Raw genomic sequence first — 9,083 nt, forward strand, 5'->3', positions numbered from 1 at the left:
ATATAGGATCTATAGAGAGATCTTTTATTAGATCTATTATTAAGGAGCATGATCTCTGTGGATAAGTGAAAAATGATCAACAAGATCATGGATCTTTCTCGGATCGTTTTCTGTGATCTACCCTTGATCAAGCAGAGGATTAGCTGGGATCAAAAAGGGTACTTATGCACAGGTGAAATTAGGCATATAAGTTATTAGTTGGATAACTATAGGATCATAACGGTATATCTACCTTTTTATCCACAGATTAATTGAGTGATTTTCGTCCAATTGATAAAAAATAATCGTAGAAAGTTATTCACACGGAAGTAAAAATCAAAAAAAAGTGACCTCTAAGGGCCACTTTCTACGTTTCTGCATTGATCAGTTAAGCAAGGATTGGTTGTTTTCGAGCCAAACATCGACAGCATCTTCAGGAGTTGGCGTGTTAATCACATCAATGAGGAAGCATTCGCTCAACTGAGTTGCACCAATATCAGTGAGTAAAAGATCAGCATGTTTGCCCGCATTACAGAAGGTGTCATAGCTTGAATCGCCGATCGCTATCACTGCGTATTTAACATCTGCCATCTTAGGTGGCGTTGATTGTAGCCCATGTATAAACGGCTGAATGTTGTCTGGATACTCTCCAGCACCATGGGTTGATGTCACGATGAGCCATGTTCCATTGGCTGGTACAGAATCCAATGTGGGCTCATTGTGCACGGTGACATCGAGGCCAGCGCCAACTAAATGATCATTGATGTGGTCACCCACGTACTCTGTACCACCGAGAGTACTACCCGTAATTATATGAATCATAACGTTTATCCTTGTTTTAAATCCTTTACTGAGCTGTAAGCTTTTTATTTACCAATACAGAAAGATGAGAATATTTGACCGAGTAAATCATCTGAACTGAATTCACCCGTTATCTCATTAAGATGTTGTTGTGTAATTCTTAATTCTTCCGCAAGGATCTCTCCAGCCATGTACCCTTCAAGCTGTTGTTGCCCAGTTTCTAAATGCTGCGCTGCGCGTTCAAGAGCATCAAGGTGTCGACGTCTAGCCATGAATCCACCTTCACTGCCCCCTGAAAAGCCCATGCACTCTTTCAAGTGGGTTCTAAGCGAATCAACACCTTGGCCGGTCTTCGCAGATAAGCGGATCAACGTTGGCGAATTCACATGGCAGATGCCAAGATCTTCATCGGTTTGATCGGCTTTGTTTCTAATGACTGTCATGCCAATATTTTCAGGCAAACGATCAACAAAATCAGGCCATATATCGGTAGGATCGGTCGCATCTGTTGTCGTGCCATCCACCATAAATAGGACTCGATCGGCCTGTTCTATTTCTTCCCAAGCCCTTTCGATACCAATTTTCTCGACTTCGTCAGACGCATCTCGCAAGCCGGCAGTATCGATAATATGAAGTGGCATTCCGTCGATATGGATATGTTCGCGCAAGACATCGCGTGTTGTGCCGGCTATTTCAGTGACAATGGCTGACTTTTTCCCAGACAATGCGTTTAATAAGCTCGACTTACCCGCGTTTGGTCTACCCGCAATAACCACCTTCATGCCTTCACGCATAATCGCGCCTTGGTTGGCCTCTTTGCGAACCGCTTCTAAGTTGTCGATGATAGCTTGGAGATCTGAGGAAACCTTGCCATCAGCCAGAAAGTCGATCTCTTCTTCTGGAAAATCGATAGCGGCTTCAACGTAGATACGCAGATGAATAAGTGAGTCCACAAGGGTGTTGATTCGGTTAGAGAACTCCCCCTGAAGCGACTGAAGTGCAGATTTAGCGGCTTCTTCAGAGCTTGCGTCAATCAAATCGGCAATCGCTTCTGCTTGAGCTAAATCCATTTTGTCGTTTAGAAATGCGCGTTCAGAGAATTCACCAGGTTTTGCTGCGCGAACGCCTGAAATGGCTAAGATTCGCTTGATGAGCATATCCATTACCACAGGACCACCGTGCCCTTGCAGTTCTAACACATCCTCACCGGTAAAAGAGTGAGGGTTTGGAAAGAACAGCGCAATGCCTTGATCGAGCTCTGTGCCATTGTCTGCTTTGAAGGCAAGGTATTCGGCATAACGTGTTTTAAGGCTTTTCCCTGTCACCTCTAAAGCGACTTGGGTAGCGAGGGGGCCGGAAACACGAACAATTCCAACACCACCACGGCCGGGTGCAGTTGCTTGAGCAACAATAGTATCTGTAGTCATAGTTTTGCCAATTCGATAGTTCGACGAAATTGATAGTTATTAGCGCAATTGTAATCAGCGCAAAACAAAAAGGCGACCTTTTGGCCGCCTTTCTTTATTTATTCAGTCTTACATTACTTAGAATGTAAGCCTTTCTTTTCCAATGCTCGGTAAATCAACGTTTGCTGAATCAGCGTCACGATGTTTGATACCAGCCAGTAAAGAACAAGACCTGAAGGGAAGAACAGGAAGAAGAACGTAAACATAACCGGCATAAAGGTCATGATCTTCTGCTGCATAGGATCCGTTACAGTGGTCGGGCTCATTTTCTGGATGAGGAACATTGAAGCACCCATCAGAAGCGGCAAGATGAAGTAAGGGTCTTGCGCCGACAAGTCGTTAATCCATAGGAAGAACGGAGAGTGACGAAGTTCCACAGATTCCATTAGCGCCCAGTACAGCGAAATGAAGATAGGCATTTGTAAGAAGATAGGCAAACAACCACCCAGTGGGTTCACTTTCTCTTTCTTATACAGCTCCATCATCTCTTGGCTCATACGTTGACGGTCGTCGCCAATGCGCTCACGCATTGCCGTCAGCTTAGGCTGAAGCATACGCATTTTTGCCATTGAGGTGTATTGCGCTTTTGTTAGTGGGTACATTGCACCACGAACAATGAACGTTAGGATGATGATAGCCACACCCCAGTTCACAACAAAGCTTTGAATGAACGAAAGAAGTGTATGCAGTGGTTTAGCAATGAACCACAACCAGCCATAATCGACTACAAGGTCAAGGCTAGGAGCGGTTGCTGCCATTTCGTTTTGCAGTTTCGGGCCCACCCAAAGTGTGCTCTCGAAATTCGTGCTTTCACCCGTCGCGATGGTTTTGTTTGGCATGCGAACACCGATGTCAGCAAGGTTGCCAATCACGCGAGTGTATAAGCTAGTGCCAGGCTCGTTACGTGGAACCCACGCCGTTGCGAAGTAGTGCTGAATCATTGCTGCCCAACCTTGGCCGTTTGGCAGGTTGATAGACAGGTTACGATCTTGCATATCGCCGAAGCTGTATTTCTTATAGCGCGTATCTTCAGTTGAATATGCACCACCACGGTACGTTGGCATTGTTAAGCTGCCACCTTTGTCTAGAACAGTCTGACGTAGGTGTGCGTACATGCCGACCGTCGCGTTATTGCCAGAGTTGTTGGCAACATCGAAGGTGACGTCGATAGCGTAGCTACCGCGCTTAAGAACAAAGGTCTTAACGTAATCAATGCCGTTTGCTTGGTACGTCATTGGGATACGAAGCTCATCTTGGCCATCAGCCAACGTAAAGCTGTCCGCTGATACTTGGTAGTTAGGACGATTTGTGCTGCTTAAATCGATACCTTGAGGACCCACTAAGCCACTTTGAGCAATAAATTGATGTGCTTGAGTATTTTGTAGCAATACAAAAGACTCTTCTGAATCGAATTCTTCATCGTACTCATTCAAATCAGCATGAATAACGTCACCACCAACCGTGTCGATAGACAGAGTCAGTACGTCCGTAGTCACTGTGATTGTTTTCGCTGACGCAGACGATTGGCCTGGAGCAGGGTCGAGATCATCAGCAAAAGATGGTGCAGGAAGCGAACCGTTAGATTGTGCCTGTTCAACTGCTTGAGGCGCTGGATTCTTTGCTACATTCCATTGTTGGTAAAGTAGAAAAGAGACCAAAGCCAAAGCAATCAGCAGGATATTACGTTGAGAATCCATCGTTATTTATCTCTGTCTTGTTTTTGGACTGGTGGAATGGGGTCGTAACCCCCTTCGTTCAAAGGGTGGCATTTTAATAGACGTTTGCCTGATAACCAACACCCTTTTACAAAACCGTGAGCTTTCAACGCTTCAATCGCATAAAGCGAACAGGTTGGAGTAAATCGGCAGCGAGGACCAATCATTGGGCTGATAATCCATCTATACAGATAGACCAGACCAATAGTTAACCACGCGAAGGGCGAGACAGGCGAAGCCATAATTTATCAAACAACTTGAATATTTCATCATTGCTTAAATCTTGCGCGCTTTTTTTGGCAATAACAACAAAATCTTTGTTAGGAAGTTGATGTTGACTGTTACGAAAGCTTTCACGAGCGAGACGTTTAAAACGATTTCTTCCTACCGCGGTTTTAATCTGTTTTTTTGGAACGGCTAAACCGAGACGAGGATGAGAAAGTGAATTATTACGAGCGATGATGGTGAAATGAGGTGAACCAGCACGATGTGCTTGCTGGAAGACATTTTGATAGTGTTCGGGAGTTAACAAACGTAACTCCCGACAGAAGGCTAGCTTATTCAAAATAATCAAAGATTACTTAGAAAGACGCTTACGGCCTTTAGCACGACGTGCATTGATTGTTGCACGACCGTTCTTAGTCGCCATGCGTGCACGGAAGCCGTGAGTACGCTTGCGCTTTAGAACTGTTGGTTGAAAAGTGCGTTTCATTTTAAATACCTTTACTGATCAGTAGTTTTAGGTTCTTAGTTAACCCGGCGTGGGCACAATGTATCTCTCTATAAGTAGAAAGAACGACCGACGCCTCTCAACAAAGAGGCGGAATTGTAATCACTGTCACAAAAAGAGTCAATGATTGGGTTTAGCTAAATTCCGGTCGGCCGATTATACGTAGTGTAAATAAAATCTCAAGGATCTTTAGAACACTTAGTTAGATCTTTAATCAAGACCGACTTGATTAAGGAACTTCTTGAGTTGAGGATCCTGTGGATTGTCAAAAATATCCTGTGGAGAACCCTGCTCAACAATATGTCCGTTGGCCATAAAGATCACGCGATCAGCGACCTCTTTGGCAAACTGCATCTCATGAGTGACCACCAACATCGTTTGATGTTGTGTCGCTAACTTCTTCATTAGATTAAGAACTTCCCCCACCCATTCTGGATCGAGTGCGGAAGTTGGTTCATCAAATAACAGCAATTCTGGCTGAAATGCCATTGCCCGGCCGATGCCGACACGCTGCTGTTGACCGCCTGATAGCGCGGCGGGGTAACTGTCCCCTTTGTCCCCTAATCCGATGTCATCCAATATCTGCTGGGCTTTCTCTAAGGCTTGTTCTTTTTTCCAGCCTCTGACGGTAATGAGCCCTTCAGCTATATTTTGTCGTGCGGTCATATGTGCAAAGAGTGCGTAGTTTTGAAAGACGAACCCTGTTTTTCTTCTTAGTGCCAACACTTCCGTTTTGGTGTGCGATTGTGTATCCACTGACACATCATCAATGGTGATACTGCCTTGATCGGCTTGTTCTAAAAAGTTCACACATCGAAGCAGCGTTGATTTCCCTGTGCCACTGGATCCGATGATGACTATGATCTCGCCTTGTTTGATTTCAAGGTCGATGCCCTTTAACACTTCAGTATCGCCAAAGTGTTTATGGATGTTGTGCAATTTGATCATCGCTGATAAGCCTTATTAAGCTTGGCTTCTGCCAAAATTTGAATGCGAGTGAGTATGAGTACGACTCCCCAGTAGATCAGTGCAACCGCAAGGAAGGCTTCAAAGAAGCGAAAACTTGAAGAGGCTTCCATTTGAGCTCTGGCCATGATTTCTGCCACCCCAAGGGTGAAGGCGAGCGAGGTTGATTTGATCATATCGATGAAATAGTTCATCAAAGAAGGCAGGGCTATACGTGTTGCTTGCGGAAGAATAATCCGTCGCATCGCTTGGGTTGAGGTCATACCAACCGACAAACTTGCCTCCATTTGGCTCCGGTCAATGCCGATGATCGCTGCGCGTATGCTTTCTGCCATGTAGGCCGCAAAGTGCAAGGTTAAACCAATGACTGCTGCACTGAAGGCATCTAAGCCAATAAAAATGGGGAAGATCTGAGGAAGCCCATAGTAAAGCAGGAAAAGTTGCACTAAAAGTGGTGTACCACGGAAGAAGCTGATGTAGAGCTGACTTAATTGATCGAATACGGGAACCTTAAAGACTCGAATATTCGCTAGTACAATGGCAAACGCTAATGAGAAGACGAGCCCCCAGGTAGCCATTTCCATCGTTGTACCCAAGTACTTGAGTAATATTGGAATTAGCTCAATCATGTAGTGAATATCAAAACCCATCAAGTAACCTTATATAGATGTTAGTTATACCAACAATGCTGACGTTAACAGTATTTATGGTGTAGTAGAGACAAGAAAAGGCGGAACACGACGTCCCACCTTTATATAGCGTAAACCGTTATTGATTACTTAGTGATATCGGCACCAAACCATTTTTCAGAGATTTTAGCTAAAGTGCCATCTTCTCTCATCGCTGCTAGTGCTTGATTGACTTCACCTTGAAGCTTCTGGCCTTGCTCGTTGTCTACAAACGGCCAAGCGTTTTGGATCGTTTCAAAAGGTTCGCCCGCAAGTTGTAGAGGCAGACCCGTTTTTTTGATCAACTCAAGCGCTGACAGACGATCCATCACAAAAGCATCAGCACGGCCAAGTGCGACATCGTGTTCGATACCAGTATCGTAGGTTTTAATTGTGATTTCGTTGTTCTTATCGTAGTTACGCAGTAGCTGTTCAAAGTTCGATCCTAGGTTTACCGCAACCGTCTTACCAGATAGATCTTCAATGCCTTTAATCGTATCATTGCCTTTACGAACAGTAATTTGAGCACCATCGACTACATATGGGTCTGCAAATAGGTATTTTGCCTTACGCGCATCGGTCATGGTGATTTGGTTTGAAATTGTGTCAATACGGCCTGTTTCTAAAAGACCAAATAAACCAGAAAAGTTTGCTGTCACATATTCAACGTTGTAGTCGTTTCGTTTACCAATCTCGTCCCACAGGTCAACTTCGAACCCTTGAAGCTTATCTTGTTGAACAAAAGTGAATGGGAAATAGCGGCCAGACATGCCAACTTTCACGTCTGTTGCTGCTTGAACAGTGCTTGCTGATAGTGCAATAACGGCAATTGCTGCTTTAATCCAGTTTTTCATAATACAACTCCATATTTATGTAGTACGAGATACTACTGGTAAGGCTATCAGTTAGAGAAATAACTAAGAGCGATAAACTAGAGTAAAGTGGTATAAGTTAATTTATCTATCCACAGAATGATCGTCTGTGAATAATTTAATTCACAGAGTTATCACCAGAGGATGGATCGAGTGTTTTCATCCACAATGTGGATCAATGTGTGAATAAATAAAGGGCAAGATGTGTTGATCTGGCGGTTTTGGACCTAAATATTGTGAATAACTTTGATCTTATTCACTGGAACGTCGATCATTCACTGGCGATCTTGGTTATCAACAGGTAAAATCGCCAGTCTTTTCCTATCAATGACTTCGAGTGAGGGCACCGTGTCATCTTCGCTTTGGTTGCAATGCCAGCAACAATTACAAGAAGAGCTAACCGCAACTGAGTTCAACACTTGGATCCGTGGGTTACAAGCAGAACTCAATGACAATACTCTCACTTTATTTGCACCTAACCGTTTCGTGCTTGATTGGGTTCGCGATAAATACCTCAATAGCATCAATCGCTTGCTAAAGGAGTATTGTGGAAACGATATTCCAAGTCTGCATTTTGAAGTAGGCAGCCGTCCCGCTCCGGTAGCGGCACCGAAACGTACGCCTGCTGATATCGCGGCTATGTCATCGGCTCCAGCACAATTGCAAGCGCGTAAACCCGTTCATAAAACATGGGATGATGATGCAGAAGCCATTGCAGATATAAACCATCGCTCGAACGTAAACCCGAAGCACAAGTTCAATAACTTTGTTGAGGGTAAATCGAACCAACTGGGCCTTGCAGCCGCGCGTCAGGTATCGGATAACCCAGGTTCGGCCTATAACCCTCTCTTTTTATACGGTGGTACGGGTTTAGGTAAAACACATTTATTGCATGCCGTTGGTAATGCGATTGTGGATAACAAGCCAAACGCAAAAGTTGTCTACATGCACTCTGAGCGATTTGTGCAAGATATGGTAAAAGCGCTACAGAATAACGCGATTGAAGAGTTCAAACGTTACTATCGCAGTGTGGATGCTCTGCTTATCGATGATATTCAATTTTTCGCGAATAAAGAGCGATCTCAAGAAGAGTTCTTTCATACCTTTAATGCCTTACTTGAGGGCAATCAGCAGATCATCTTAACGTCTGACCGTTATCCTAAAGAGATCAATGGCGTAGAGGATCGACTTAAATCTCGATTTGGTTGGGGTTTAACCGTTGCGATCGAACCACCAGAACTCGAGACGCGTGTTGCGATCTTAATGAAGAAAGCGGAAGACCACCAAATTCATCTTGCTGATGAAGTAGCGTTCTTTATTGCGAAACGCCTACGCTCGAATGTTCGTGAGCTTGAAGGTGCATTGAACCGTGTGATAGCCAATGCGAACTTTACTGGCCGTCCGATTACCATTGACTTCGTACGTGAGGCATTGCGCGATTTATTGGCTCTACAAGAAAAGCTGGTTACGATTGATAATATTCAAAAGACCGTTGCTGAATACTACAAGATTAAGGTGGCCGATCTACTTTCCAAGCGTCGCTCTCGCTCTGTTGCTCGTCCACGTCAATTGGCGATGGCACTGGCTAAAGAATTGACCAACCACAGTTTGCCTGAAATTGGGGATGCCTTTGGTGGTAGAGACCACACCACTGTGCTGCACGCATGCCGTAAGATTCACCAGTTGCGCGAAGAGAGTCACGATATTAAAGAAGATTATTCGAACCTGATTCGAACATTATCTTCGTAAAGCATTCGTTGCTGACTTCATTTGTCGTGATCGCCTGTTAAAATAACAGGCAGAAGAAAAATTACCGTTAAGAGTTAACTATGAAATTTACCATTGAACGTAGCCATTTGATTAAGCCACTTCAGCAAGTGTCTGGA

Annotated in this window: 10 protein-coding genes; 1 reads left to right on the forward strand and 9 read right to left on the reverse strand. The window is 44.3% G+C overall.

Annotation, left to right across the window (positions count from 1 at the left end):
- Positions 1-363 precede the first annotated feature (363 nt).
- From mioC to BCU12_RS08495, 9 genes are all read right to left on the reverse strand, one after another.
- Positions 364-801, reverse strand: a complete 438-nt coding sequence (gene mioC / locus BCU12_RS08455) for an FMN-binding protein MioC (protein ID WP_102403900.1) — start codon at positions 799-801, stop codon at positions 364-366.
- Between the two features lie 44 nt (positions 802-845).
- Positions 846-2,207, reverse strand: a complete 1,362-nt coding sequence (gene mnmE, locus BCU12_RS08460; RefSeq protein WP_102403901.1) for a tRNA uridine-5-carboxymethylaminomethyl(34) synthesis GTPase MnmE — start codon at positions 2,205-2,207, stop codon at positions 846-848.
- 113 nt (positions 2,208-2,320) lie between these two features.
- Positions 2,321-3,943, reverse strand: coding sequence for a membrane protein insertase YidC (gene yidC, locus BCU12_RS08465; protein WP_102403902.1), 1,623 nt, complete (start codon positions 3,941-3,943; stop codon positions 2,321-2,323).
- A gap of 2 nt (positions 3,944-3,945) precedes the next feature.
- Entirely contained in the window at positions 3,946-4,203 is a 258-nt protein-coding gene (gene yidD / locus BCU12_RS08470) for a membrane protein insertion efficiency factor YidD (RefSeq protein ID WP_102403903.1), read from the reverse strand.
- Positions 4,170-4,493, reverse strand: a complete 324-nt coding sequence (gene rnpA / locus BCU12_RS08475; RefSeq protein WP_241909781.1) for a ribonuclease P protein component — start codon at positions 4,491-4,493, stop codon at positions 4,170-4,172. The genes yidD and rnpA overlap by 34 nt, the downstream gene beginning before the upstream one ends.
- Before the next feature lie 45 nt (positions 4,494-4,538).
- Positions 4,539-4,673, reverse strand: coding sequence for a 50S ribosomal protein L34 (gene rpmH, locus BCU12_RS08480; RefSeq protein WP_004735800.1), 135 nt, complete (start codon positions 4,671-4,673; stop codon positions 4,539-4,541).
- A 228-nt stretch (positions 4,674-4,901) separates the two neighbouring features.
- On the reverse strand, positions 4,902-5,639 hold the full coding sequence (locus BCU12_RS08485; RefSeq protein ID WP_102403904.1) for an amino acid ABC transporter ATP-binding protein: 738 nt from the start codon (positions 5,637-5,639) through the stop codon (positions 4,902-4,904).
- Positions 5,636-6,307, reverse strand: coding sequence for an amino acid ABC transporter permease (locus tag BCU12_RS08490; RefSeq protein ID WP_102403905.1), 672 nt, complete (start codon positions 6,305-6,307; stop codon positions 5,636-5,638). The genes BCU12_RS08485 and BCU12_RS08490 overlap by 4 nt, the downstream gene beginning before the upstream one ends.
- Before the next feature lie 125 nt (positions 6,308-6,432).
- Entirely contained in the window at positions 6,433-7,179 is a 747-nt protein-coding gene (locus BCU12_RS08495; protein WP_102403906.1) for an amino acid ABC transporter substrate-binding protein, read from the reverse strand.
- 366 nt (positions 7,180-7,545) lie between these two features.
- Between BCU12_RS08495 and dnaA the strand changes: the two genes are divergently transcribed.
- Positions 7,546-8,946: a chromosomal replication initiator protein DnaA gene (dnaA, locus tag BCU12_RS08500; protein WP_102403907.1), complete on the forward strand. Its 1,401-nt coding sequence runs from the start codon at positions 7,546-7,548 to the stop codon at positions 8,944-8,946.
- Positions 8,947-9,083 lie beyond the last annotated feature (137 nt).

It is taken from the genome of Vibrio sp. 10N.261.55.A7 (assembly GCF_002877365.1).
GTDB lineage: Bacteria > Pseudomonadota > Gammaproteobacteria > Enterobacterales > Vibrionaceae > Vibrio.

Bases quoted from the DNA above. Each gene is read 5' to 3' on its own strand.
- yidD (WP_102403903.1), bottom strand. From the start codon at position 4,203: ATGGCTTCGCCTGTCTCGCCCTTCGCGTGGTTAACTATTGGTCTGGTC.
- BCU12_RS08490 (WP_102403905.1), bottom strand. From the start codon at position 6,307: ATGGGTTTTGATATTCACTACATGATTGAGCTAATTCCAATATTACTC.
- BCU12_RS08485 (WP_102403904.1), bottom strand. From the start codon at position 5,639: ATGATCAAATTGCACAACATCCATAAACACTTTGGCGATACTGAAGTG.
- mnmE (WP_102403901.1), bottom strand. From the start codon at position 2,207: ATGACTACAGATACTATTGTTGCTCAAGCAACTGCACCCGGCCGTGGT.
- rpmH (WP_004735800.1), bottom strand. From the start codon at position 4,673: ATGAAACGCACTTTTCAACCAACAGTTCTAAAGCGCAAGCGTACTCAC.
- mioC (WP_102403900.1), bottom strand. From the start codon at position 801: ATGATTCATATAATTACGGGTAGTACTCTCGGTGGTACAGAGTACGTG.
- BCU12_RS08495 (WP_102403906.1), bottom strand. From the start codon at position 7,179: ATGAAAAACTGGATTAAAGCAGCAATTGCCGTTATTGCACTATCAGCA.
- yidC (WP_102403902.1), bottom strand. From the start codon at position 3,943: ATGGATTCTCAACGTAATATCCTGCTGATTGCTTTGGCTTTGGTCTCT.